At 72.3% G+C, this 25052-nt stretch carries 18 protein-coding genes; 15 read left to right on the plus strand and 3 right to left on the minus strand.

Annotated features, from left to right (window positions below; genetic code table 11):
* Positions 1 to 72: 72 nt before the first annotated feature.
* The 6 genes from OG435_RS32115 to OG435_RS32140 all read left to right on the plus strand — a co-directional run bounded on the left by OG435_RS32115 (position 73) and on the right by OG435_RS32140 (position 7009).
* Positions 73 to 1224 (plus strand): ABC transporter ATP-binding protein, encoded by a 1152-nt coding sequence (locus OG435_RS32115; protein ID WP_266881380.1) that lies wholly within the window; start codon positions 73 to 75, stop codon positions 1222 to 1224.
* Positions 1221 to 2150 (plus strand): ABC transporter permease, encoded by a 930-nt coding sequence (locus OG435_RS32120; RefSeq protein ID WP_266881381.1) that lies wholly within the window; start codon positions 1221 to 1223, stop codon positions 2148 to 2150. Before OG435_RS32115 ends, OG435_RS32120 begins: the two co-directional genes overlap by 4 nt.
* On the plus strand, positions 2150 to 2956 hold the full coding sequence (locus tag OG435_RS32125) for an ABC transporter permease (protein ID WP_266881382.1): 807 nt from the start codon (positions 2150 to 2152) through the stop codon (positions 2954 to 2956). Before OG435_RS32120 ends, OG435_RS32125 begins: the two co-directional genes overlap by 1 nt.
* Before the next feature lie 22 nt (positions 2957 to 2978).
* Positions 2979 to 4397, plus strand: a complete 1419-nt coding sequence (locus tag OG435_RS32130) for an NAD(P)/FAD-dependent oxidoreductase (RefSeq protein WP_266881383.1) — start codon at positions 2979 to 2981, stop codon at positions 4395 to 4397.
* A 184-nt stretch (positions 4398 to 4581) separates the two neighbouring features.
* Entirely contained in the window at positions 4582 to 5046 is a 465-nt protein-coding gene (locus tag OG435_RS32135; RefSeq protein ID WP_266881384.1) for a hypothetical protein, read from the plus strand.
* Positions 5047 to 5173: 127 nt separating this feature from the next.
* Positions 5174 to 7009: a chitinase gene (locus tag OG435_RS32140; protein ID WP_266882279.1), complete on the plus strand. Its 1836-nt coding sequence runs from the start codon at positions 5174 to 5176 to the stop codon at positions 7007 to 7009.
* A gap of 60 nt (positions 7010 to 7069) precedes the next feature.
* Here the strand turns inward: OG435_RS32140 and OG435_RS32145 are convergent, their stop codons facing one another.
* A complete protein-coding gene (locus tag OG435_RS32145) occupies positions 7070 to 9067 on the minus strand; it encodes an SUKH-4 family immunity protein (protein ID WP_266881385.1) in 1998 nt (665 codons plus the stop codon).
* 157 nt (positions 9068 to 9224) lie between these two features.
* On the opposite strand from OG435_RS32145, the gene OG435_RS32150 reads away from it, so the two are divergent.
* Positions 9225 to 9398: a hypothetical protein gene (locus OG435_RS32150; RefSeq protein ID WP_266881386.1), complete on the plus strand. Its 174-nt coding sequence runs from the start codon at positions 9225 to 9227 to the stop codon at positions 9396 to 9398.
* Here the strand turns inward: OG435_RS32150 and OG435_RS50195 are convergent.
* Both OG435_RS50195 and gabT read right to left on the minus strand, forming a co-directional pair.
* The gene (locus tag OG435_RS50195; protein ID WP_323187927.1) at positions 9358 to 9885 is read right to left on the minus strand and encodes a phosphatase PAP2 family protein; all 528 of its coding nucleotides are present in this window, start codon (positions 9883 to 9885) and stop codon (positions 9358 to 9360) included. The two genes, OG435_RS32150 and OG435_RS50195, sit on opposite strands and share 41 nt — an antisense overlap.
* 453 nt (positions 9886 to 10338) lie before the next feature.
* Positions 10339 to 11673: a 4-aminobutyrate--2-oxoglutarate transaminase gene (gene gabT / locus OG435_RS32160; protein WP_266881388.1), complete on the minus strand. Its 1335-nt coding sequence runs from the start codon at positions 11671 to 11673 to the stop codon at positions 10339 to 10341.
* Positions 11674 to 11938: 265 nt separating this feature from the next.
* Here gabT and OG435_RS32165 point away from each other — a divergent pair, with 265 nt between their 5' ends.
* From OG435_RS32165 to OG435_RS32200, 8 genes are all read left to right on the plus strand, one after another.
* Positions 11939 to 14107 (plus strand): ATP-binding protein, encoded by a 2169-nt coding sequence (locus OG435_RS32165; RefSeq protein ID WP_266881389.1) that lies wholly within the window; start codon positions 11939 to 11941, stop codon positions 14105 to 14107.
* A 185-nt stretch (positions 14108 to 14292) separates the two neighbouring features.
* Positions 14293 to 15876 (plus strand): PucR family transcriptional regulator, encoded by a 1584-nt coding sequence (locus OG435_RS32170; RefSeq protein ID WP_266881390.1) that lies wholly within the window; start codon positions 14293 to 14295, stop codon positions 15874 to 15876.
* Between the two features lie 521 nt (positions 15877 to 16397).
* Positions 16398 to 17843 carry an aldehyde dehydrogenase family protein gene (locus OG435_RS32175; protein ID WP_266881391.1) on the plus strand — a complete coding sequence of 482 codons (1446 nt, stop codon included), beginning with the start codon at positions 16398 to 16400 and terminating at the stop codon, positions 17841 to 17843.
* A 210-nt stretch (positions 17844 to 18053) separates the two neighbouring features.
* A complete protein-coding gene (locus OG435_RS32180; protein WP_266881392.1) occupies positions 18054 to 18782 on the plus strand; it encodes a thioesterase II family protein in 729 nt (242 codons plus the stop codon).
* Positions 18783 to 19006: 224 nt separating this feature from the next.
* Positions 19007 to 20920: an acyl-CoA dehydrogenase family protein gene (locus OG435_RS32185; protein WP_266881393.1), complete on the plus strand. Its 1914-nt coding sequence runs from the start codon at positions 19007 to 19009 to the stop codon at positions 20918 to 20920.
* An 85-nt stretch (positions 20921 to 21005) separates the two neighbouring features.
* A complete protein-coding gene (locus OG435_RS32190; RefSeq protein ID WP_266881394.1) occupies positions 21006 to 22322 on the plus strand; it encodes a hypothetical protein in 1317 nt (438 codons plus the stop codon).
* A 20-nt stretch (positions 22323 to 22342) separates the two neighbouring features.
* Positions 22343 to 23596 (plus strand): 1-deoxy-D-xylulose-5-phosphate reductoisomerase, encoded by a 1254-nt coding sequence (dxr, locus tag OG435_RS32195; protein ID WP_266881395.1) that lies wholly within the window; start codon positions 22343 to 22345, stop codon positions 23594 to 23596.
* A complete protein-coding gene (locus tag OG435_RS32200; RefSeq protein WP_266881396.1) occupies positions 23593 to 24894 on the plus strand; it encodes a M50 family metallopeptidase in 1302 nt (433 codons plus the stop codon). Before dxr ends, OG435_RS32200 begins: the two co-directional genes overlap by 4 nt.
* Positions 24895 to 25052 lie beyond the last annotated feature (158 nt).

The following is a 25052-nucleotide window of genomic DNA, read 5'->3' on the forward strand; positions in this document are numbered from 1 at the left end:
GCCGTCCCCGCGGCACCAGCACCCGTACCGGCACCTGCCCCTTCCACGACACACCACCGAAGGCCCAGGCCCATGACTGACAAGACCGAAGGCGGCGACGTCCGCCTCGCCGGGATCAGCAAGCACTACGGATCCTTCACCGCCGTGCACCCGCTGGATCTCACCATCCCCCAGGGCTCCTTCTTCGCCCTGCTCGGCGCCTCGGGCTGCGGGAAGACCACCACCCTGCGCATGATCGCCGGCCTGGAGGAGCCCTCCACCGGCACCGTCAGCCTCGGCGACCGCGAGGTCACGCACCTGCCGCCGTACAAGCGCCCGGTCAACACCGTCTTCCAGAGCTACGCCCTCTTCCCGCACCTCGACGTCTCGGAGAACATCGCCTTCGGGCTGCGCCGCCGAGGCATCAAGTCAGTCAAGAAGCAGGTCGACGACATGCTGGAGCTGGTCCAGCTCGGCCAGTTCGCCGGGCGCAAGCCGCACCAGCTCTCCGGTGGCCAGCAGCAGCGCGTCGCGGTGGCCCGTGCGCTCATCAACCACCCGCAGGTACTGCTCCTCGACGAGCCGCTCGGCGCCCTCGACCTCAAGCTGCGCCGCCAGATGCAGCTGGAGCTCAAGCGCATCCAGACCGAGGTCGGCATCACCTTCGTGCACGTCACGCACGACCAGGAGGAGGCCATGACCATGGCCGACACGGTCGCCGTGATGAACGGCGGCCGTGTCGAGCAGCTCGGCGCCCCCGCCGAGCTCTACGAGAACCCGAAGACGACCTTCGTGGCGAACTTCCTCGGCACCTCCAACCTCATCGAGGCCGAGGTCCTGGAGGCCGGCGCCTCCGACGTCGTCGTCTCCTCCGCCGGTACGAAGCTGCGCGTCCCGGCGTCGCGATGTTCGACCACACCCCGCGCCGGCGGCAAGCTGCTGGTCGGGGTGCGCCCGGAGAAGATCTCCCTGGTCCACGCGGACGCCGAGGGCACCATCGAGACCGGCCGCAACAAGGTGGCCGGCAAGATCGCGGCCTCCTCCTTCATCGGCGTCTCCACCCAGTTCGTCATCGACAGCCCGGTCTGCCCGGAGCTGGAGGTGTACGTGCAGAACATCGAGCGCGACGCCCGCCTCGTCCCCGGCGCCGAAGTGATACTGCACTGGAACCCGGACCACACCTTCGGCCTGGACGCGGCACAGGACATCGACGCCGGCATCGAGACGGTCGAGGAGAGCGCGTGAGCGCCCCCGCGACCCTGCCCGAGGTCGCCGTCTGTGCCGAGCCCCCGGTGCACAAGCCGTCCCTGAAGAAGCGCCTGATCCCCTACTGGCTGCTGCTCCCGGGCATTCTGTGGCTGCTCGTCTTCTTCGTGCTGCCGATGGTCTACCAGGCCTCGACCTCGGTGCAGACCGGCTCCCTCGAAGAGGGCTTCAAGGTCAAGTGGCACTTCCAGACCTACTGGGACGCCTTCACCGAGTACTACCCGCAGTTCCTGCGCTCCCTGCTCTACGCCGGCACCGCGACCGCGCTGTGCCTGCTGCTGGGCTATCCGCTGGCCTACCTGATCGCCTTCAAGGCGGGCCGCTGGCGCAATCTGCTCCTGGTGCTGGTCATCGCCCCGTTCTTCACCAGCTTCCTGATCCGCACCCTCGCCTGGAAGACGATCCTGGCCGACGGCGGCCCCGTGGTCGGCGTCCTCAACACGGTCGGCTTCCTGGACGTCACCAGCTGGCTCGGCATGACCGAGGGCGACCGCGTCCTCGCCACGCCGCTCGCGGTCGTCTGCGGTCTGACGTACAACTTCCTCCCCTTCATGATCCTGCCGCTCTACACCTCGCTGGAGCGCATCGACACCCGCCTCCACGAGGCGGCCGGGGACCTGTACGCCCGCCCCGCCACGGTCTTCCGCAAGGTGACCTTCCCGCTGTCCATGCCGGGCGTGGTCTCCGGGACCCTGCTCACCTTCATCCCGGCGAGCGGCGACTACGTCAACGCCGAACTGCTCGGCTCCACGGACACCCGCATGATCGGAAACGTCATCCAGTCGCAGTACCTGCGCATCCTCGACTATCCGACGGCGGCCGCGCTGTCCTTCATCCTCATGGCCATCGTGCTGGTCATGGTCACCATCTACATCCGCCGAGCGGGGACGGAGGACCTGGTCTGATGAAGAGCGCCACCACCTGGCTGCGCCGCAATCTCGTCGTGATCGCGGGGCTCGGCACGCTCGCGTACCTGATCCTGCCGAACGTCGTCGTCACGGTCTTCTCCTTCAACAACCCCACCGGGCGGTTCAACTACGCCTGGCAGGAGTTCTCCCTCGACGCGTGGAAGGACCCCTGCGGGGTCGCCGACATGTGCGGCTCCCTGTCCCTCTCGCTCCAGATCGCCCTGTGGGCCACCATCGGCGCGACCGTGCTGGGCACCGCGATCGCCTTCGCGATGGTCCGCTACCGGTTCCGGGGTCGCGGCGCGGTCAACTCGCTGATCTTCCTGCCGATGGCCATGCCCGAGATCGTGATGGCGGCCTCGCTGCTCGCCCTCTTCCTCAACATGGGCATCCAGCTCGGCTTCTGGACGATCCTGATCGCCCACGTCATGTTCTGCCTCAGCTTCGTCGTCGCCGCCGTCAAGGCCCGGGTGCTCTCCATGGACCCCCGCCTGGAGGAAGCGGCCCGCGATCTCTACGCCGGTCCCGTGCAGACCTTCCTGCGCGTCACCCTGCCGATCGCGGCCCCCGGCATCGCGGCGGGCGCGCTGCTCTCCTTCGCGCTCTCCTTCGACGACTTCATCATCACCAACTTCAACTCGGGCAACACCGTCACCTTCCCCATGTTCGTGTGGGGATCGGCCCAGCGCGGTACGCCTGTACAGATCAACGTCATCGGCACGGCGATGTTCGTCATCGCGGTCCTGGTGGTGCTGGGCGGCCAGATGGTCGCCAACCGCCGCAAGAAAGCACAGCCCAAGTAACACCTGTAGGGAGTTGGAAGACATGGCCCCAGACGCCATGCGCACCGCTGCACGATCTCTTTCCGGAGCCAAGCCGGTCTCGTACTGGCTGGACGACCCCGGCAGGCCGGCCGCCGAGCCCGCCCTCACCGGGGACGAGCACTGCGATCTGCTCGTCATCGGCGGCGGCTACAGCGGCCTGTGGACCGCGCTGATCGCCAAGGAGCGCGACCCCGCCCGGGACGTCGTCCTCATCGAGGGTCACGAGGCGGGCTGGGCCGCCTCGGGCCGCAACGGCGGCTTCTGTGCGGCCTCCCTCACCCACGGCCTGGCGAACGGGATGGCCCGCTGGCCCGACGAGCTCGCCAAGCTGGAGGACCTCGGCGCCCGCAACCTCGACGCCATCGAGGAGGCCGTCGCCCGCTATGGCATCGACTGCGATTTCGAGCGCAGCGGTGAGATCGACGTGGCCACCGAGCCGCACCAGGTCGCGGAGCTCCGCGAGTTCCACGCGGAGGCCGAGCGGCTCGGCCTCGCCGGCCGCTCCGAATGGCTGGATGCGGACGCCCTGCGGGCCGAGGTCGACTCCCCGACCTTCCTCGGCGGGATCTGGGACCGCGACGGCGTCGCCATGCTCAACCCGGCGAAGCTCGCCTGGGGCCTGAAGCGGGCCTGCCTGGAGCTGGGCGTCCGGATCTACGAGAACACGCGCGGGCTGGACCTGGCCGGCTCGGGAGCCGGGATGGCCGTGCGGACCCCGTACGGCCGGGTCTTCGCCCGCCGGGTGGCCCTGGGCACCAACATCTTCCCGTCGCTGGTCAAGCGGGTGCGCCCGCTGACCGTCCCGGTCTACGACTACGCGCTGATGACGGAGGCGCTGACCGAGGAGCAGCTGGCCTCGATCGGCTGGAAGAACCGGCAGGGGCTCGGCGACAGCGCCAACCAGTTCCACTACTTCCGGATCACCCCCGACCGGCGGATCCTGTGGGGCGGGTACGACGCGATCTACCCGTACGGCGGCCAGCTCGACGCCGAGCGCGACCACCGGCCCGAGACCTACCTCAAGCTCGCCGAGCACTTCTTCACCTGCTTCCCGCAGCTGGAAGGGGTGAAGTTCAGCCACGCCTGGGGCGGGGCGATCGACACCTGCACGCGCTTCTCGGCCTTCTTCGGCACCGCGCACGCCGGCAAGGTGGCCTACGCGGCCGGCTACACCGGTCTGGGCGTCGGGGCCACCCGCTTCGGCGCCGACGTGATGCTGGACCTCCTGGCGGGGGAGAAGACCGAACGCACGGAGCTGGAGATGGTCCGCTCCAAGCCGATGCCCTTCCCGCCGGAGCCCTTCGCCTGGACCGGCATCACGATGACGAAGTGGTCGCTGGCCCGGGCGGACCGGACGGGCGGACACCGCAACCTGTGGCTGAAGACGCTGGACCGCTTCGGTCTCGGCTTCGACAGCTGAGGCCGCGCGGCGACGGTGTGCTGATCGGGTAAACGACCTCCGCGCGCCCCGGGCGCACATCGCCCCCGGCAGTGTGACCTGCTTCACTACCACGGAGTAACGAAACCCGCGTCATACCTGCGCCCGGCCCCGCTCTCACTGGTGAGAACGCTTCACCTCACCCACAGAGAGCGGAGGCCGGGCGATGACGATCCCGGGGGACAAGACGGCGGTGGACTGGCTGGTTTCGGTGGCGCCCGATCCGGACGCCTGCCGGTGGGAGTGGGAGCGCAACCCCCTCGGGGTCGCGCTGCTGCCCGCCGGTCACCGGTGGGACGTGCTGATCCTGCCGGGGGAGCTGGGGCACACCACCCTCGAAGTACTGGACGTGCTGCTGGACGAGCCCGGCCCGGTGCTCGCCGATTTCGGCGACTCCAGGCTGGGCTTCTTCGTGCCCCCGGGCACCGCGTCGCGCTGGATCGGGACGGGCGTACGGGGAGCCGGGCGCGGGACCTGGATCGTGGTTCCGTACCCCGGCCGGGCCACGGGCGGGGTCCGCTGGCTCGTCGTCCCGGACGGGCGGGGCACGCTCACCGATCCGGCGGTGCTGGAGACCGCGATGCACGAGGCGGCGGCGCGCGTCGTGGGCCGGACGGGCGGGAAGTCTTGACAAGAAGATTGGTCTGGACCATCTTGGGCGCCGCTGCGCCTTCCCCCACGGCTCGCCCGCGCGCGGCCCGGCTCCATCCCCCCATGCACCGGAGGCAGTTGTGCGCCCCACCCGTCCTGCTGGCCCCATCCGTCCCGCCAGACCCACCGTCATACGCTCCGCGCTGTCCCTCCTTACCGCCGCCGCCCTCGCCGCGGCCGGCCTCCTCGCCGTCGGGCAGCCGGCCGCTGCGGCCGACGCCGACCTCGTCCGCAACGGAGGCTTCGAAGCCGGCCTGGACGGCTGGAGCTGCTCGGCCGGCAGCGGAGCCGCCGTCAGCACCCCCGTGCACGGCGGCACTTCCGCCCTCAAGGGGACTCCGGCCGGGCAGGACAACGCCCGCTGCTCCCAGACCGTCACCGTCAAGCCCGACTCCGCGTACACGCTGAGCGCCTGGGTGCAGGGCGCGTACGTCTACCTCGGCGCGACCGGCACGGGGACCACGGACCCGCAGACCTGGACCCAGACCCCGGGTGCCTGGAAGCAGCTGAGCACGAGCTTCCGTACCGGCGCGAGCACCACCTCGGTGACCGTGTACACGCAGGGCTGGTACGGCCAGCCGCCGCACCTCACCGACGACGTGACCCTCGTCGGCCCCGACCCCGGCGGCTCCGGACCCGGCCCCCAGATCCCGGCCGCCCCCACCGGGCTGACCGGGTCGGCCTCCTCCTCGACCACCGTCGGCCTCTCCTGGGCGGCGGCGAGCGGGGCCACTTCGTACAAGGTCTACCGGGACGGCGCGAACCCGACCACCGTCAGCGCCACTTCGGCGACGGTCACCGGCCTCACCGCCTCCACGACGTACTCCTTCCAGGTCAGCGCCGTCAACGCGGCCGGCGAATCCCCGAAGAGCGCCACCGTCCAGGTGGCCACGCCGAGCGGCCCCGGCAACCCGGGCAACCCCGGCCTGCCCGCGCACGCCCTGGTCGGCTACCTGCACGCCAGCTTCGCCAACGGCTCCGGCTACGTCCGGATGGCCGACGTACCCGCCTCGTGGGACGTCATCAACCTGGCCTTCGGTGAGCCCACCTCGGTGACCTCGGGCGACATCCGCTTCCAGCTCTGCCCGGTCAGCGAGTGCCCGAACGTCGAATCGGCCGCGGAGTTCAAGGCCGCCATCAAGGCCAAGCAGGCCGCGGGCAAGAAGGTCCTGATCTCGATCGGCGGCCAGAACGGCCAGGTCCAGCTGGGCACCACGGCGGCCCGCGACACCTTCGTCTCCTCCGTCAGCAAGATCATCGACGAGTACGGGCTCAACGGCCTCGACATCGACTTCGAGGGCCACTCCCTCTCCCTGGCCACGGGCGACACCGACTTCCGCGCCCCCACCACCCCGGTGATCGTCAACCTGATCTCGGCCGTGAAGACCCTGAAGGCCAAGTACGGCCCGGACTTCATCCTGACGATGGCCCCCGAGACCTTCTTCGTCCAGCTCGGCTACCAGTTCTACGGATCCGGCCCCTGGGGCGGCCAGGACCCGCGCGCCGGCGCCTACCTGCCGGTCATCCACGCCCTGCGCGACGACCTCACCCTGCTCCACGTCCAGGACTACAACTCGGGCTCGATCATGGGCCTCGACAACCAGTACCACTCCATGGGCGGAGCCGACTTCCACATCGCCATGACGGACATGCTGCTCACCGGCTTCCCCGTGGCCGGCAACACCGCCCGCGTCTTCCCGCCGCTGCGCGCGGACCAGGTCGCCATCGGCCTGCCGGCCACGACCAACGCGGGCAACGGCCACACCTCACCGGCGGAGGTCAACAAGGCGCTGGACTGCCTGACGAAGAAGACCAACTGCGGGACGTACCAGACGCACGGCACCTGGCCCGCCCTGCGCGGCCTGATGACCTGGTCGATCAACTGGGACCGCTTCGGCAGCTGGGAGTTCTCGAAGAACTTCGACGCCTACTTCGGCGGCTGACCGCCGGCCGAACGGCCGTCGGACGGGGCAGGGCCGGGGCACGCACGCCCCGGCCCTGCCTCACAGCAGCCCGTCCCACATCTGCTCCAGCAGCAGGGACCACCAGCTCTCCGACCCGGCCAGCGCCGGAGGGTCGAGTCGCATCAGCTCCGACTGGAACTCCTCGGTCCAGCGGCCGGCCCGCTGCGGGGTGAGTCCGTGACGCAGCGGCCACATCCGGCCGAGGAGCGCGAGGCAGTGAGCGAAGTCCGGCAGTCCCGAGTTGACGAACTGCGTCGTCACGGTGCCCGGCGAGTCCAGCGGAACGGCCACGACGCGCAGGGATTTTCGCTCGACGCACAGCGCCCGGCCGAAGTCGTGTCCCACGACCAGCGAGATGTCCGCGCCCGAGGCCACGAGCGCGTTGCACAGCAGCGCCACGTCCGAGGACGTGGCCCAGGGCTGGTCCGGCTCGGGCAGCGCCCAGAAGAACGGGCCGAAGTCCCGGGGCAGGCCCGCCTCCACGAGAGTCTCCTGGACGACCGCGGGCGCCCCGGTGCGCAGTGCGTCCAGCCAGGTGAACCGCACGACGTTCTCCGGCGCGAAGGCGCGCGCCACGTGGTGCGCGGCGGACGCGACCCCCGACCCCTGGGGCTCGGCCGGGGCGCGGAGAAGGGGCGTGCGGACCGGCGCCTGATCGGCATCTCGACGGGTCAGCAGTTCCCACATGCCCGCTCGGCGGCTCGCGAGGTCCCCGCCGTAGGGGATGTCGCGCAGGGCCACGGCTCTGGGCCAGGTCTCCTGGATCATCCGGGCGCAGTAGCCGCCGGGCAGGTCACAGGCCTCCAGCTCGGTGCGTACGTCCAGCACCTGGTTCGGAGGTACGCCCCGGGCGCGCAGTTCGTATAGGAGCTGCCACTCGGGGTGCGGGCGTCCGGGCGCCGACGTGCGGGTGATCTGGTGGACGGTGCCGTCGCCGGTGCGGTAGCGCAGGATCGCCAGGTGTCCGGGTCCGACGGTCGGTGCGCCCCGTACGGGGGCGGGGTCGGTGGGCGCGCCCGCGGTCTGAGCTTGTGTGTACCAGGCCGGCGGCGCGTCGTAGACGCCGAAGTCGTCCTCCGACTCCTCCGCGATGTCCACCGGATCCGGCCGGACAACTCCGCGCCGACCGGCGGTTTCGTTGTCCAGTAGGGAGCTCCGGACAATCGGCGGCTGCGACTGCGGAGCGCCTTCGGCGGGCTCGTCGCCCATGCGTCCGCGCAGGTCGTCGAGTTCCTCGTCCTGTTCCTCCAACTGGGCGCGGGAGGCCCGCAGCACGGCCTCGATCTGGTCGAGCGGGGGCAGGCCCAGAGCCTCGCCGGACGCGTCGCGCCGGGCGTCCTCCGGCTCCTCCGCCGGTGCGGCACCGGCAGCCTGCCGCTCCACGGCCATGCGTTCGCGCGTGACGCGCTCGTCTGCGGTCAGCGTGAGCCGCTCCGCCGCCGACCGGGCCTGGCGGGCGTGCTCCAACTGCTCGCCGGCCTGCCGCCGGTACTCCAGCGACAGGTCCAGCTCCCGCTGGAGCCTCGCGCGGTCCTCCCGCGCACTGTCCCGTTCCTGCTCCAGCACCAGGCAGCGGTCCTGCAGGACCTTCACCGTGCTGCCCAGCAGAGTGCACTGCTTCTCGGAGTCGGCGAGTTTGCGCATCGCCTCCATCTGGAGGAGCCGGGCGTCGTCGAGCCGCAGCAGAGCCAGTGCGAGCGGCTCGCGCGGCCGCTGACGCACCATGAGCGGAGCCTGCCCGCCGCCCTCCTTGAGGGTCCGGCCCGCCGTCTCCGCCTCGGCGAGCAGCCGCAGGCCCTCGGCGCGCTGGCGCTCGCGCATCGCGGAGTCGGCAACGTAGCGGTCCACGACCTCGGTCAGCAGTTTCTCGGTGATCAGGGTGGAACCGTTGCGGTAGGCGCCCCATGAGCTCTTGCCCACGTAGAGGGCGGCTTCCAGATCGCGTACCGGAACATGGCCGATCACGGTGCGCAGCCACTGCGCCAGCGCGTTCGCCTGCGCGGTTCGCCCCCGTAACTCGCCCTGCGGACGCCCCATTTCCCCCCCGCCCTCGTCGTTGTCCAGCGGGACATCACCGCATTGTCCCCGATTCCGGCCGGCGAACTGCGGTGTTGCCGAAGCTCCGCAGCGGACAACCGAGGGGGCGGTCGATCGTGGTTCTTCCACCCGCCGAACCGACTCCGGGAGACCTGCCATGCCCACACCCGATCCGCAGGGGGAGAAGCCCCCTTCCTGGCCCTACGCGATCACGGCGATCCTGGTCCTCGCCCTCCAGCAGGGCTGGGAGCCCCGGGACATCGCGACGCTCGCCGCCGTCCTGCTGGTGCTCATCGCCCTGGTGCGGAGCGCCGGGAGCCGCGGCGAATGACGGCGTGCACCGCCAGCAGCAGCGGCGTGCACATCAGGAGGCTGGCCAGGACGTCCAGGGGCCAGTGGTAGCCGCGCAGGATCAGCCCCGTCGCCGTCAGGGCGGTGAGGCCGGCCGCGAGGGGGAGGGGCCAGCGGCCCCGGGTGTACGGGCGCACGAGCAGGGCCGCGGCCACGTACGCCACGTACGCGGTGGCCGTGTGGCCCGAGGGGTAGTAGCCGGAGGCCCAGGGCTCCAGCGGGCCCGGCCGGCCGGTCCACTCCTTCAACGGGACGACCAGGGCCGGCACCAGGACCATGGCCAGCGCCGCGGCCGCCGCGCCCCGGCGGTTGCCGCGCCGGGCGGCGTGGACCACCGCGAGGAGCAGGACGGGGACCGCGACCGGGATGTTGCCGAGATCGGAGAGGCGCTGGGTGACCGCGTCGGGGACGGTGCGCACGAGCGCCCGGCTGAGGCCGGCGTCCGGGACCAGCAGGGGCCCGGACACGAGGACCTGCCAGGTGATCAGGGCGAAGAGCGCTACGCAGAGTGCGGAGACCGCGTAGGCCGCCGAGGTCCCGGGGAACCCGGAACGGAGAGTGGCCGGCCGCCCCGGAACAGGGGGGGTGGTTCCGGGGCGGCCGCCCGGATCGGGTTGCCGGGCGCCCCGGGGGGTTTGGGGCGTGCGGCCGTCCGATCGCTGAGGAGTGTGCGCGAACGCATGCCCAGTACGGCGCTGGGGAAGCCCGGTACTGGTGTCGCCCCCGGTTTCCCGGAAGCGGGGTGTCTCACTCATCTGCAGAAACCGTACGGCAGCGGAAGGGGGACCGACAGCAGGAAAACGCTCCCGCCATCGGCCCCCCACACCTTCTTCACAGCGCCCGACCGTTACCCGCGGTAGTGAACGCGTGGTGATCGAAGATCGAGTCCCTGCGTTCTACCGCCTGTGTCAGACGTTCGATCAGAGGGTCGCGAACGCGGCCTCGATGACGTCCAGGCCCTCGTTCAGCAGGTCCTCGCCGATGACGAGCGGCGGCAGGAAGCGGAGCACGTTGCCGTAGGTGCCGCAGGTGAGGACGAGGACGCCCTCGGCGTGGCAGGCCTTGGCGAGCGCGGCGGCCGCCTCCGGGTTCGGGGTCTTGGAGGCGGGGTCCTTGACGAGCTCGATCGCGATCATGGCGCCGCGGCCGCGGATGTCGCCGACGATGTCGTACTTCTCCTGGATGGCCGTCAGGCGGGACTTCATGATCGACTCGATCTTCCTCGCCGCGGCGTTGAGGTCGAACTCCTTCATGGTCTCGATGGAGCCGAGCGCACCGGCGCAGGCCACCGGGTTGCCGCCGTAGGTACCGCCCAGGCCGCCGCCGTGCACGGAGTCCATCATCTCGGCGCGGCCGGTCACGGCGGCGAGCGGCAGGCCGCCCGCGATGCCCTTGGCGGTCGTGATCAGGTCGGGGACGATGCCCTCGTCCTCGCACGCGAACCACTGGCCGGTTCGGCAGAAGCCGGACTGGATCTCGTCGGCGACGAAGACGATGCCGTTGTCGTTGGCGAACTTCACGATGGCCGGGAGGAAGCCCTTGGCCGGCTCGATGAAGCCGCCCTCGCCGAGGACCGGCTCGATGATGATCGCGGCGACGTTCTCGGCGCCGATCTGCTTGACGATGTTGTCGATCGCCTGGGCCGCGGCCTCGGGGCCGCAGTTCTCGGCGCCGGTGGGCCAGCGGTAGCCGTAGGCGACCGGGACGCGGTAGACCTCGGGGGCGAACGGCCCGAAGCCCTGCTTGTACGGCATGTTCTTCGAGGTCAGCGCCATCGTGAGGTTCGTACGGCCGTGGTAGCCGTGGTCGAAGACGACGACGGCCTGGCGCTTGGTGTACGAACGGGCGATCTTGACGGCGTTCTCGACGGCCTCGGCGCCGGAGTTGAACAGCGCCGACTTCTTCGCGTGGTCACCCGGGGTGAGCTCGGCGAGGGCCTCGCAGACCTCCACGTAGCCCTCGTAGGGGGTCACCATGAAACAGGTGTGGGTGAAGTCGGCGAGCTGCGCGGCGGCGCGGCGCACGACGGCCTCGGCGGAGGCGCCGACCGAGGTCACGGCGATGCCGGAGCCGAAGTCGATCATGCGGTTGCCGTCGACGTCCTCGATGATGCCGCCGCCCGCGCGGGCCGTGAAGACGGGGAGCACGGAGCCCACGCCACCGGCCACCGTCGACAGACGGCGGGCCTGCAGCTCCTGCGACTTGGGGCCGGGGATCGCGGTGACGATGCGGCGCTCCTGCGGAACAGCGGTCATAGGGGGCTCCTGGGGGGTGTTTTCGGACGCACTTGTGTCTTTGTCCGCAGGCTAGGCCCGGGAGGCGGGGTCCTGCATGCTCCGTTCGGGAGTGGTCCCCGCGTGTCCTTGTCCGTGACGGCCATAGGGAGGAATCCGCGCATGTCTTGTGGATCATGCCCGGGTACGGGCCGCGGGGCGGCGACGGCCACTAGATTGAGCGCGCAGTGCAGTGCGATGCAGTACAGGCAGGGCAGCGCGGTAACGGGCAGGGGGCAGGGGTTACATGGACACCGACGGCACGCACGGCGGGGAGCGGCGGACACCGTCGGACACCGGGCACGTCCCCCGCCCGGCCGGGCCTCCGGGGATCCAGGGCCCGGCCGCCCCTCCTGGATCTGCCGGACTCCCGCCGAAGCCCGCCCACGCCCCGGGGTCGGCCCGAGTGCCGGCGGGGGGCTCCGAGGCAGGCCCCACCCTCAGCGACTGGCTGCGCGTCCCGCGCCGCGCCGCCGGCCCCGGCGTCTGGTCGTACGGGCACGTGCCCCGCGCCGCGCAGGAGCCCGAGGTCACCCCGACCCGCCAGCTGGTCAGCGGGGCTCTCATCTCCCTGCTGGCCGGGCTGCTGCTGTGGTCCCTCCTCTGGAACGGCTACCTCGGCGGCTTCTGGCTCTGGCCGCTCTACATGTTCACCCCCGACTCGTGGGCCGGGACGCTCCCCTCCGTCGTCGCCTCCTACATCTGGTACGCCATCGTCGCGGCGACCCTCGCCATCGGCTTCGGCCGCCTCGGCCGCTGGCCCGAGCTGACCCGCCGGATCCTCGGCGGCCGCTCCGTGCGGGCCGAGGTGCCGGCGCCGCGGGCGGTGGAGCCCGGTGGCCCCGACGATCCCGCGGCCTGGAGCGAGGTGCGGGCCGCCGGGTTGGTGGAGGTGGCCGATCGGCTCGGGGCCGAGGTGGTGGGCGGGCGGATGAACGACGTGGACTTCGTGCGGATCCGGCGCGCCTGGGAGACCGTACGGGCCGACCCCTCGCGGACGCGGGCCTTCGCCGAGGCCGTGCGGGACAAGGGTGCCGGGGCCTGCGTCCACCCGTCGGGGGCGCGCGAGCTGCCCGCCCGCGCGGCCCGGCACGATCTGCTCGCCCGGCAGGTGCTGCTGGGCACCGTCCAGGACGGCGAGCGCAACCCGTACGCCCGCCGCGGCAGCGGCATCGCCCTCGACCCCGGAGTCCTCGGCACCTCGCTGCTCGCCATCGGCCCCTCCGGCGCGGGCAAGACCTCCCGCCTGGTCCGCCCCGTCGTGGAGTCGCTGGCGCTGCAGGCCCTGGCCGGCCAGGCCGCCGTCGTCGTGGTCGCCTCCACCGGCACCGCCCTGGGACCCGACGAGGGCTACGACGTCGTCGTCCGCGTCGGCGATCCCGACTCCGTCTACGACCTGGATCTCTACGGGGGCACGACCGACCCCGACGAGGCCGCCACGCTGCTCGCGGAGGGCTTCGTGGGGGATCTGCCGGGGATCGACGTGCGCCGCGCCGCCACCGCCCTGGCTCAGCTCCTCGGACCCTTCCGGGCCGCGTACGGCCGTTTCCCCGCCGTGCCCGAGCTGCGGGAGCTCCTCGACCACGTGCCGGTCGCCCTCGCCGCCCTGCGCCAGGACCTGGAGAGCGCCGGACAGCACCGGATGCTCCGCGAACTCGACGCGCGCGACCGCCAGCACGGGGCCCCCGCCGACCCGGGCCCGGCCCTCGCCGACCGGGTCGCGCTGCTGGACCGGCCCGCCTTCGCGGGGTTCTTCGACACCACCGGCGCCGGGCGGCCCTTCTCCCTGCGGGCCCTGGAACATCCCCTGCGGGTCCGCGTGGACCTTCCCGAGCGCGGGCACGCCGATGCCTCCCGGATGCTGGCCCGACTGCTGCTCGCGCAGTTCAACGCCTCCGCCGCGGCCCGCGCCGACCGCACGCTCTTCGCGCTCCTCGCCTTCGATGACGCCTCCCACACGCTCACCCCGGAAGCGGTGCGCGGCATCCAGCGGCTCCGTTCCGCCAATGCGGGAGTCCTCCTCACGCTGCGCACCCTGGACGATGTACCGGAAGCCCTGCGCACCCCGCTGCTCGGGGCCGTGGGCTGCCGGATGGCCTTCTCAGGGGTCACCACCTGGGACGGCAAGCGGTTCGCCGAGACCTGGGGCACCGAATGGGTGGAGACCCGCGACGTCACCCATCGGACGGTCTTCGCCGACCAGCCGCTCACCCGGGCCATCCACGCCTTCCGGAAACTGGTCTCCGGCAAGGCGGTGACCACCGACGCCGTGACCGTGCGCCAGGTGGAGCGGGAACGCTGGTCTGCCTCCGACCTGGCGCACCTGGTGCCCCCCGGCCACGCCGTGCTGTCCCTGACCTCCGTCCGCGGCGAGCGGGTCGCCCCTCTGCTGGTGCGGCTCGGCGGGCAGGGATGAAGGGATGAAGGGATGAAGGGATGAGTCGAGGCGGCGGCCGGACGGGGCGAACCCGTACGGGATGGCAGAATCAGAGGGTGCCGTTCGTACGACACGGCGAAAACCGCGGTGGTGGTCCACGGCGAGAATCCTCCGTCGGCACCTCGCCGCCGCACCCCTCCTCCCCCTAAGGCGCCCCGGTACCCATGCCGCTCACCCTCGCCTCGCTCGTCCAGCACTCGGCGCTCAAGCTCAGCGTCCGGGCGGGGGAGGGCCGCCTGGACACTCCCGTCCGCTGGGCCCACGTCAGTGAGCTCGCCGACCCCGTGCCGTACATGGAGGGCGGGGAGCTCCTCCTCATCACCGCGATGAAGCTGGACGCGGAGGACCCCGAGGAGATGCGGCGCTACGTGCGCAGGCTCGCGGCCGCCGGGGTCGTCGGCATCGGGTTCGCCATCGGGGTGAACTACGAAGCCGTGCCCGAGGCGCTCGTGGAAGCCGCCACCGCCGAGGACCTGCCGCTGCTGGAGGTGCCCCGGCGCACCCCGTTCCTCGCCATCAGCAAGGCCGTCTCCGCCGCGCTGGCCGCCGACCAGTACCGGGCCGTGACCGCCGGCTTCGAGGCGCAGCGCGAGCTGACCCGGGCCGCGCTGTCCGCCGACGGGCCCGCCGAACTGCTGACGAAGCTGGCGGCGCACGTGCACGGCTGGGCCGCCCTGTACGACACCTCGGGCGCCGTCGTCGCGGCCGCGCCCGACTGGGCCGCACGCCGGGCCGCCCGGCTCACCCCCGACGTGGAACGGCTGCGGGAGCGGCCGGCCCCGGCCAGCGCCGTGGTCGGCGGCTCCGAGGACCGGGTGGAACTCCAGTCCCTCGGTACCGGGCGCCGGGCGCGGGGCGCGCTGGCGGTCGGCACCGCGGCCCCGCTCGGCACGGCGGAGCGGTACGCCGTCCACTCCGCGGTGGCCCTGCTGACCCTCACCACCGAACGCTCCCGCTCCCTGCACGACGCGGAGTCCCGGCTCGGCGCCGCCGTGCTGCGCATGCTCCTCGCCGGCCAGGCGGAGCACGCCCAGGCCGTGGCCGGCGACCTGTACGGGGCCCTGCTGGACGCACCGTTCCGGATCCTCGTGGCGGAACCGGCCCTCGCGGGCACCTCCCAGCCGGAGGGGCTGGCGATGCTGGCCGACGCCGTGGAGTCGGCGGCGGCGCGCACGGGGGAGACCCTGCTGGTGGTGCCGGAGCCGGGCCGGCTCGTGGTGCTGGCGGCCGACGGGGGCTCGGCGGTCCAGGCGTGCGTGGAACACGCGGAGGCACTGGAATCGCGCCGCGGCCGCGAGGCGGGTGAGCCGGAGCCGGACGAGCTGGTCCTCGGCCTGTCGGCCCCCGCGGCGGCCTCCGGCGTGGCGGCGGCCTTCAAGCAGGCCGACCAGGCCCTGGCCGTGGCCCGGCGGCGCGGCCGCCCGCTGGTGGAACACGAGGACCTGGCCGCGGGCTCGGTCCTCCCGCTGCTCGCCGACGACGCGGTACGGGCCTTCGCGGACGGCACCCTGCGGGCGTTGCGCGAGCACGACGAGAAGGGCCGGGGCGATCTGGTGGCCTCCCTCCAGGCCTGGCTCTCCCGGCACGGGCAGTGGGACGCGGCGGCGGCCGATCTGGGGGTGCACCGTCACACGCTGCGCTACCGGATGCGGCGGGTGGAGGAGATCCTGGGCCGCTCCCTCGACGACCCGGACGTCCGCATGGAGCTGTGGCTCGCCCTGAAGGCCACCGCGGCCGCCCCTTCTTGACGCACCCCGCCCCTTCTTGACGCGCCGCTCGCACCGCTGCGCGGGCTTCGCGGCGCTGCGCCGGACTCCGTCCGGCGGTGGCGGGTCGGTGTGCCCGCCACCGCCGTCCCGGCGTGGGGCCCGGTGGGCGGGTGCGGGTGGGTGGGCCATGCGGGGCTGGGGTCCCCTACCCGCCCTTCCACCGTTCCCCGGGCTGCGCCCGGACCCGCACCCGGGCGGAGCCCCAGAAGGGGTCCGGGCACAGCCCGGGGAACGGGCGAAGGGCGGGTAGGGGAACTCCCGCCTCGCACAGCCGCCCCCGCGCAGCGCCGCCGCCCCGGGGCAGGCCGGAGCCCCGTGCAGCCGGGCCCCGTACAGCCCCATGCGGGGCCCCGCATGGGCGGCGGATGCCCCGACACTGACAAAGCGGCGCGCCGCGCCACGCACGTACTCCACCCCGGACAAACGCCGAAAGCCCGGCGGAGTCCTACGGTGGAGGGGACAAGGACCCACCGCACACACTCCGAAGGGCCGGGATCAGCATGACTTCCACCCACGCCTTCTGGCTCGCCGGCCGCCAGGCCACGGGCGACGACAGCTTCGACGTCCACTCCCCGTGGGACGGCCGCCTCGTCGGCACCGTGAGCGTCCCGACCGACGCCCAGGTCGAAGAGGCCGTCGCCGCCGCGTACGCCGTGACCGCGGAGTTCTCCGCCACCCCGGCCCACGTACGCGCCGAGGCCCTGGCTCACGTCGCCCGCCGGCTCGCCGAGCGCACCGAGGAGATCGCGCTGCTGATCTCCGCCGAGAACGGCAAGCCGATCAAGTGGGCCCGCGGTGAGGTCGGCCGTGCGGTGTCCGTGTTCCGCTTCGCCTCCGAAGAGGCCCGCCGCTTCAACGGCGGCGAGGCCCAGCGCCTGGACACCGACGCCGGTGGCGTCGGCCGCCTGGCCCTGACCCGCCGCTTCGTCAAGGGTCCGGTCCTGGGCATCGCGCCCTTCAACTTCCCGCTGAACCTGTGCGCCCACAAGGTGGCCCCCGCCATCGCCGTCGGCGCGCCGATCATCCTGAAGCCGGCCCCGGCCACCCCGCTCTCCGGTCTGATCCTCGGCGAGCTGCTCGCCGAGACCGACCTGCCCGCCGGTTCCTGGTCCGTGCTCCCCGTCGCCAACGACAAGATGCCGGAGCTGGTCAAGGACGAGCGCCTGCCCGTCATCTCCTTCACCGGTTCGGACAAGGTCGGCTACGCCATCCAGCAGGCCGTGCCCCACAAGCACTGCACCCTGGAGCTCGGCGGCAACGCCGCGGCCGTGGTCCTGGAGGACTGGTCCTCGGAGGCCGACCTCGACTGGGCCGCGACCCGCATCGCGACCTTCTCGAACTACCAGGCCGGCCAGTCCTGCATCGGCGTGCAGCGCGTGATCGCCGACGCCTCCGTCTACGACCGCCTCGTCGAGAAGGTCGTCGCGAAGGTCCAGGCCCAGGTCACCGGCGACCCGAACGACTCCGCCACCGACGTCGGCCCCCTCGTCTCCGAGGACGCCGCCAAGCGGGTCGAGTCCTGGGTCGACGAGGCCGTCGCCGCCGGCGCCAAGCTGCTCACGGGCGGCAAGCGCGAGGGTGCCTCGTACGAGCCCACCGTCGTCGCCGAGGTGCCCGAGGGCGTCACCCTGGCCACCGAGGAGGTCTTCGGACCGGTCCTCACCCTGCGCCGGGTCGAGAACACCGACGAGGCCTTCGCCGCCGTCAACGACTCGAAGTTCGGTCTGCAGGCCGGCGTCTTCACGCGGAACATCCAGACCGCGTTCCGCGCCCACCGCGAGCTGGAGGTCGGCGGCGTGATCGTCGGCGACGTCCCCTCCTACCGCGCCGACCAGATGCCGTACGGCGGCGTCAAGCAGTCCGGTGTGGGCCGCGAGGGCGTGCGCTACGCGATGGACGACTACACCTACGAGCGGGTCCTGGTCCTCAGCGGCCTCGACATCTGACCCACTCGTACGGCCACTGAGCCGACGGCCGGAGCCTACTGTGCGGGGGCTCCGGCCGTCTCCTTTTCCACCCCGCTCCCGCCCCGCCCGACTTCCGCCCGTTCCACCCACGCGACCCGCGAAAACGGCGTGTGGCAGGGTCGTCAGGGCCCAGGTGCGCAGTCCCGGCACGCTGGGCGAGACGAACCCCGGCCGACGAATCGAGTCGCAATGTCCTCCTACCTGGTCCGCCACCGCCCCGTCGCAGACCCCGCCCTGCGCCTGGTGTGCTTCCCGCACGCGGGAGGCGGCGCGGGCTTCTTCCGCGACTGGCCCGGGCACCTGGATCCCTCGGTCGAGGTCGTCGCCGTGCGCTACCCGGGACGCGAGAGCCGCATCGGCGAACCGCTGATCCCGACGATGGACGCGCTGTCACCCCAGATCGCCGCGGCGCTCCTGGCCGAAACTCCCGTGCCCACGGTGCTCCTCGGGCACAGCATGGGCGCGGCCGTGGCGTACGAGAGCCTCCTGCGCCTCGAAGCCGCGGGCGCGGCCCACGTCACGCGGCTGTGCGTCTCGGGCCGCGGACTCCCCGCACCCGCCGCCGTGCGCCCTCCGCGCACCGACGAGGAGCTGATCGCGGCCGTCACCTCGCTGGGCGGTCCCCACGCGGCGCTCTGGGACGACCCGGACATGCGCGAGCTGTTCCTGCCGGTGGTCCGCAACGACTTCCGCCTGATCGACTCCTACCGGCGCCGCGAGGACGCACCGCTGCTGCGCGCGGACGTCATGACCCTCACGGGTGACCGCGATCCCCGCGTCACCCCGCTGGGCGCGCAGGCGTGGTCGACGGTCACCACGGGCGCCTTCACGTCCCACGTCCTCGAGGGCGACCACTTCTACCTCGTGCCGCACGCGGCGCGGGTCGCCCGGCTGGCCGTGGACCCTCACGGCGCCTGAGCGGGCTCCAGGCTCCGGGCTCCGGCCGTCCCTCGTTCGCCGCCGCTTCCCCGGCGCCCGAAACGGGTACGACTCACTGGTAGCACCCACCGGTAAGCACCCCCTCCATCGGCGGCGAGGTGAGCCCCCTCATGTCCGCACCACAGCCCGCACAACCCGCAGAGCCCCTTCCGACCGCAGAACCCGCAGAACCCGCGGCGCCCGCACAGTCCGCACCGCCCAAGGTGACCGAGCGCGAGGCACGACAGGTCGCGGAAGCGGCCCGGGAACAGAACTGGCAGCGGCCGAGCTTCGCCAAGGAGCTGTTCCTCGGCCGCTTCCGGCTGGACCTGATCCACCCCCACCCGCTCCCCGCCGAGGAGGACGTCCGGCGCGGGGAGGCCTTCCTGGCCCGGATGCGGGAGTTCTGCGAGACCTCCGTCGACGGAGCGCGCATCGAGCGCGAGGCGAAGATCCCCGACGAGACCGTGCGCGGGCTCAAGGAGCTCGGCGCGCTCGGCATGAAGATCGACCCGAAGTACGGGGGCCTCGGCCTCACCCAGGTCTACTACAACAAGGCGCTCGCCCTGGCCGGCTCCGTCAGCCCGGCCATCGGCGCCCTGCTCTCCGCCCACCAGTCGATCGGCGTGCCGCAGCCGCTGAAGATGTTCGGCACCCAGGAGCAGAAGGACGCCTACCTGCCGCGCTGCGCGACCACCGCCATCAGCGCCTTCCTCCTCACCGAGCCGGACGTCGGCTCCGACCCGGCGCGGCTGGCCACCACGGCGGTCCCGGACGGGGAGGACGCGTACGTCCTGGACGGCGTGAAGCTCTGGACCACCAACGGGGTCGTCGCCGACCTGCTCGTCGTCATGGCCCGGGTGCCGAAGAGCGAGAACCACCGCGGCGGGATCACCGCCTTCGTCGTCGAGGCCGACTCGCCGGGCATCACCGTCGAGCACCGCAACGCCTTCATGGGCCTGCGCGGCCTGGAGAACGGCGTCACCCGCTTCCACCGGGTCAGGGTCCCCGCGTCCCAGCGCATCGGCGCCGAGGGCGCCGGGCTGAAGATCGCGCTGACCACGCTGAACACCGGCCGGCTGTCGCTGCCCGCCATGTGCGTGGGCGCGGGGAAGTGGTGCCTGAAGATCGCCCGCGAATGGTCCGGCGTACGCGAGCAGTGGGGACGGCCGGTCGGCCTGCACGAGGCCGTCGGCTCCAAGATCTCCTTCATCGCGGCCACCACCTTCGCCCTGGAGGCCGTGGTCGACCTGGCCTCCCAGATGGCCGACGAGGACCGCAACGACATCCGCATCGAGGCCGCCCTCGCCAAGCTCTACGGCTCCGAGATGGCCTGCCTGATGGCCGACGAGCTGGTCCAGATCCGCGGCGGACGCGGCTTCGAGACCGCCGAGTCCCTCGCGGCCCGCGGCGAGCGGGCCGTGCCGGCCGAGCAGATGCTCCGCGACCTGCGGATCAACCGGATCTTCGAGGGATCCACCGAGATCATGCACCTGCTGATCGCCCGCGAGGCCGTGGACGCCCACCTGTCGGTGGCCGGCGACCTCATCGACCCGGACAAGGCACTGGGCGACAAGGCGAAGGCGGGCGCCCGCGCCGCCGGGTTCTACGCCCGCTGGCTGCCGCAGCTCGCCACCGGCGCGGGCCAGGTCCCCGGCACCTACCGGGCCTTCCACCCGAGCGGCCACCCCGACCTCGCCACCCACCTGCGCTACGTCGAACGCGGGTCGCGCAAACTCGCCCGGTCCACCTTCTACGCGATGTCCCGCTGGCAGGGCCGGATGGAGACCAAGCAGGGGTTCCTCGGCCGGATCGTCGACATCGGCGCCGAGCTCTTCGCGATGAGCGCGGCCTGCGTGCGCGCCGAACACCTGCGGGCCTCCGGCGAGCACGGCCGGGAGGCCTACCAGCTGGCCGACGCCTTCTGCCGGCAGTCCCGGCTCCGCGTGGAGGAGCTCTTCGGGCGCCTCTGGGACAACACCGACGACCTGGACCGCAAGGTCGTGGCCGGGGTCCTGTCCGGTACCTACACCTGGCTGGAGGAGGGCGTCCTGGACCCGTCGGGCGACGGTCCGTGGATCGCCGACGCCACCCCCGGCCCCTCGACCCGTGAAAATGTCCACCGGCCGCTGCGCTGAGCTGAAATCATCGCCGGACGTCGCAGCGGCGTACGAGGATGAGTACGGGTACGTGTACGAGCACAGCGCGAGGCGGACGAGAACGATGCCGACGGCCGAGGAAGACCGCGCCAGCCGACGGCTGGCCTGGTGCGTGGCGCACGTGATGCGCCACGCACCGGACCACGTCGTCACCGACATGATCGGCCGGCTCGACAAGCCCGCCTTCAAGTACCTGTGCCGGGACGAATGGCTGTCGGCCTCGACCGTCACCCTCCTGCTCCGGCACGGAGGCGAGAGCGACCGCAGCTACGTCGCCCGCAACCCCCGCGTCGTGGGCCGGCCGCTGCCCGGCCTGCCCGGCCCCGCCCGGTACGCCCGCCGCCGGACCCCCGCCGAGCTCCTGCCGGTGCTCCGCGCCGAGCTCGGCCGCGACCCCCTCGAGGAGCCGCTCACCGCGGCCGAGCTCATCGGCCTGCTGCGCCGGCACGGCCGCCGGCCACGGGTCGCGCTGGACGTCCTGGCGCTGCCCCACGACCCGGACCCGGAGCCCCTGCTCGCCGAACACCTCCGCCTGCCGCTGCCGGCCGGCTCCGTCGAAGCCCTGCTGCTCGCCCTGGACCTGCCCAGGGACGCCGTCCACGGGCTGCTCGCGAGCGCGGCCCCGCGGACGCGCTTCTGGTACCGGCCCGCCGTCCGCGCCGTGCGGATGGGCCGGGTCACGCACGAGGAGCTCGTCGCCCACGTGACCCCCGCGCACCGCACCCTGCTCCTCACCGACCTGACCGGGGCCCGCGGCCTGCGCTGGACCCTGCCCGAGCGGACCGGGATGCGCACGGCCGTCGCCCGCGCCCTGCGCCCCCTGCGCGACGACCCCCGGCTCTGGGCCGAGCTGCTGCGCCACGCCCCCTCCTTCCCGGGCACCCTGCCGGTCCTGGTGGCCCGGATCGTGCGCGGCACCCTGCCGGAGCCCGCCGACGCACCAGCGGTCCCCGGGCTCGCCGAGGCGGTGCGCTCCGTGGCGCCCGGGGGCGCCGAGCCCGTCGCGGGCGTGGACCGCGAACTGGCCCTGGCGAGCCTCGCGGTGCCCATGGAGTCCGTCCAGGAGGACATCCGGTGGGTGCGCGACTGCCTCGCCCGCGGGCTGCTCTCGGGCGAGGACGTGATCCGGCACAAGGCGCCGGCCTGCTGGGCCCTGGACGAGGACCACTGGCTGGGTGAGGTGGACCACCCCGACCGCCACGCACCGGCGGCCCCGGTGATCGCCGCGCGGTCCGAGGCCGACCGGCTGTTCGCGCTGGCCCTCGGCTCCGATCCGGACGCCTGGTGGCGGGTGGCCAGTACCCTCCCGGACTTCGCCGGAACGCTCCCGCACCTTCTCCTTCGGGTCACGGAAGGGGGCTCAGTGTCCGGGCGCCCCTGAGTTGCGGCAACAATGGGTCCATGAGCGACCGCCCATCTCCCCTCGCCGATCCGCACCTCCTCTTCGACCCCGCGGCCGGCCGTCGGGACATCGTCATCCTCGGCTCCACCGGGTCCATCGGGACCCAGGCCATCGACCTCGCCCTGCGCAACCCGGACCGGTTCCGGGTCACGGCCCTGTCCGCCGCCGGCGGCCGGGTCGCGCTGCTGGCCGAGCAGGCCAGGCTGCTGCGCGTGAACACGGTGGCCGTCGCGCGCGAAGACGTCGTACCGGCCCTCAAGGAGGCCCTGGACGCCGAGTACGGCGCCGGTGAGCCGCTGCCGGAGATCCTCGCGGGACCGGACGCCGCGACCGAGCTCGCCGCCTCCGAGTGCCACACCGTGCTCAACGGCATCACCGGTTCCATCGGCCTCGCGCCCACCCTCGCCGCACTGCGCGCCGGGCGGACCCTGGCCCTCGCGAACAAGGAGTCGCTGATCGTCGGCGGCCCCCTGGTGAAGGCCCTGGCGAAGCCGGGCCAGATCATCCCGGTCGATTCCGAGCACGCGGCGCTCTTCCAGGCCCTGGCCGCGGGCACCCGCGCCGAGGTGCGGAAGCTCGTGGTCACGGCCTCCGGCGGGCCCTTCCGGGGCCGCACCCGTGCCGAGCTGGCCTCGGTCACGGTGCAGGACGCCCTGGCCCACCCGACCTGGGCGATGGGCCCGGTGATCACCGTCAACTCGGCGACCCTGGTCAACAAGGGCCTGGAGGTCATCGAGGCCCACCTGCTCTACGACATCCCCTTCGAGCGGATCGAGGTCGTGGTCCACCCGCAGTCGTACGTGCACTCCATGGTGGAGTTCACGGACGGCTCCACGCTGGCCCAGGCCACCCCGCCGGACATGCGCGGCCCGATCGCGATCGGTCTCGGCTGGCCCCAGCGGGTCCCGGACGCGTCCACCGCCTTCGACTGGACCAAGGCGTCCACCTGGGAGTTCTTCCCCCTGGACACCGAGGCCTTCCCCGCGGTGGGCCTGGCCCGGCACGTGGGCGCGCTGGGCGGGACCGCGCCCGCCGTGTTCAATGCGGCGAACGAGGAGTGCGTAGAGGCGTTCCTGGCCGGTCGGCTCCCGTTCACAGCAATCATGGATACCGTCTCTGCGGTGGTCGATGAGCACGGAACCCCCGCCAGGGGAACTTCTCTCACCGTCGCGGACGTCCTTGAAGCGGAGACCTGGGCCAGGGCCCGGGCACAGGAGATGGCGGCTCGGGCCGCCGTGGAGGCGCGCGCATGACCGTACTGCTGACCCTGATCGGCGTGCTCGTCTTCGTCGTCGGGCTGCTCTTCTCGATCGCCTGGCACGAGCTCGGCCACCTCTCCACGGCCAAGCTCTTCGGCATCCGCGTGCCCCAGTACATGGTCGGCTTCGGCCGGACCATCTGGTCGCGCAAGAAGGGCGACACCGAGTACGGGCTCAAGGCCATCCCGATGGGCGGCTACATCCGCATGATCGGGATGTTCCCGCCGGGGGAGGACGGCAAGGTCACCGCCCGCTCCACGTCGCCGTTCCGCTCCATGATCGAGGACGCGCGCTCGGCGGCGTACGAGGAACTGCAGCCGGGCGACGAATCGCGGCTCTTCTACACGCGCAAGCCGTGGAAGCGCGTGATCGTGATGTTCGCGGGACCGTTCATGAACCTGGTCCTCGCGATGGCGATCTTCTTCGGCGTGTGGATGACCTTCGGGGTGCAGCAGACGACCACCCAGGTCCAGACCGTCACCGACTGCGTGATCAAGCAGAGCGAGAACCGCGACACCTGCAAGGCCGGCGACCCGGCGGCCCCGGCCAAGGCCGCGGGCGTGCAGGCCGGCGACAAGATCATTGCCTTCCAGGGCAAGCCGGTCGAGGACTGGGACGCGCTCCAGAAGGACATCCGCAACACCATCGGACCCGCCACCCTCACCGTCCTGCGCGACGGGCAGAAGGTCACCCTGAACGCCAGCCTCGTGGAGAACCGCGTGGGCAAGACCGACGGGCACGGCGGCTACGTCAAGGGCGAGTACGTTTCGGCCGGCTACCTCGGCGTCGGCCCGAAGTCCGTGATCGCCCCGCTCACCTTCACCCAGTCCGCGGACCGGGTCGGCGAGGTCGTCCAGAGCAGCGTGCAGGGCCTGGCCCAGCTCCCGGGCAAGATCCCGGCCCTGTGGAACTCGGTCTTCAACGGAGCCGAGCGGGAGCCCGACTCCCCGATGGGCATCGTCGGCGCGGCCCGGATCAACGGGGAGATCGCAGCCCTGGACATCCCCAGCGAGCAGCGGATGTCGATCATGCTGAACGTCCTGGGCATGTTCAACCTCTCCCTCTTCCTGTTCAACATGCTGCCCCTGCTGCCCCTGGACGGCGGGCACATCGCGGGCGCCCTGTGGGAGTCCGTGCGCAGGGCCTTCGCCCGGGTCTTCCGGCGCGCCGACCCGGGCCCGTTCGACGTGGCGAAGCTGATGCCCGCCGCGTACGTGGTGGCTGGAGTTTTCCTTTGCTTCACCCTGTTGGTGCTGGCCGCGGACGTGGTCAATCCCATTAAAATCACCTGATCGAAAGATCGGCGGGCCGCCTTGCGGGCCGCCCGGACGCGCACGGTCCGCCGGCCGTCCGTACAGCACGCGATTCGGAGCCGGGCACGCATCGTGCCCGGCTCCCTACGTTCGAGTGGTGCACGACCGGCGATGCACGGGAGCCGCGACGGTTGGCG

It is taken from the genome of Streptomyces sp. NBC_01264, assembly GCF_026340675.1.
GTDB lineage: Bacteria > Actinomycetota > Actinomycetes > Streptomycetales > Streptomycetaceae > Streptomyces.

Coding starts and splice junctions, on each gene's coding strand:
- OG435_RS32115 (WP_266881380.1), top strand. CDS start 73: ATGACTGACAAGACCGAAGGCGGCGACGTCCGCCTCGCCGGGATCAGC.
- OG435_RS32125 (WP_266881382.1), top strand. CDS start 2,150: ATGAAGAGCGCCACCACCTGGCTGCGCCGCAATCTCGTCGTGATCGCG.
- OG435_RS32130 (WP_266881383.1), top strand. CDS start 2,979: ATGGCCCCAGACGCCATGCGCACCGCTGCACGATCTCTTTCCGGAGCC.
- OG435_RS32135 (WP_266881384.1), top strand. CDS start 4,582: ATGACGATCCCGGGGGACAAGACGGCGGTGGACTGGCTGGTTTCGGTG.
- OG435_RS32145 (WP_266881385.1), bottom strand. CDS start 9,067: ATGGGGCGTCCGCAGGGCGAGTTACGGGGGCGAACCGCGCAGGCGAAC.
- OG435_RS32150 (WP_266881386.1), top strand. CDS start 9,225: ATGCCCACACCCGATCCGCAGGGGGAGAAGCCCCCTTCCTGGCCCTAC.
- gabT (WP_266881388.1), bottom strand. CDS start 11,673: ATGACCGCTGTTCCGCAGGAGCGCCGCATCGTCACCGCGATCCCCGGC.
- OG435_RS32165 (WP_266881389.1), top strand. CDS start 11,939: ATGGACACCGACGGCACGCACGGCGGGGAGCGGCGGACACCGTCGGAC.
- OG435_RS32170 (WP_266881390.1), top strand. CDS start 14,293: ATGCCGCTCACCCTCGCCTCGCTCGTCCAGCACTCGGCGCTCAAGCTC.
- OG435_RS32175 (WP_266881391.1), top strand. CDS start 16,398: ATGACTTCCACCCACGCCTTCTGGCTCGCCGGCCGCCAGGCCACGGGC.
- OG435_RS32180 (WP_266881392.1), top strand. CDS start 18,054: ATGTCCTCCTACCTGGTCCGCCACCGCCCCGTCGCAGACCCCGCCCTG.
- OG435_RS32190 (WP_266881394.1), top strand. CDS start 21,006: ATGCCGACGGCCGAGGAAGACCGCGCCAGCCGACGGCTGGCCTGGTGC.
- dxr (WP_266881395.1), top strand. CDS start 22,343: ATGAGCGACCGCCCATCTCCCCTCGCCGATCCGCACCTCCTCTTCGAC.
- OG435_RS32200 (WP_266881396.1), top strand. CDS start 23,593: ATGACCGTACTGCTGACCCTGATCGGCGTGCTCGTCTTCGTCGTCGGG.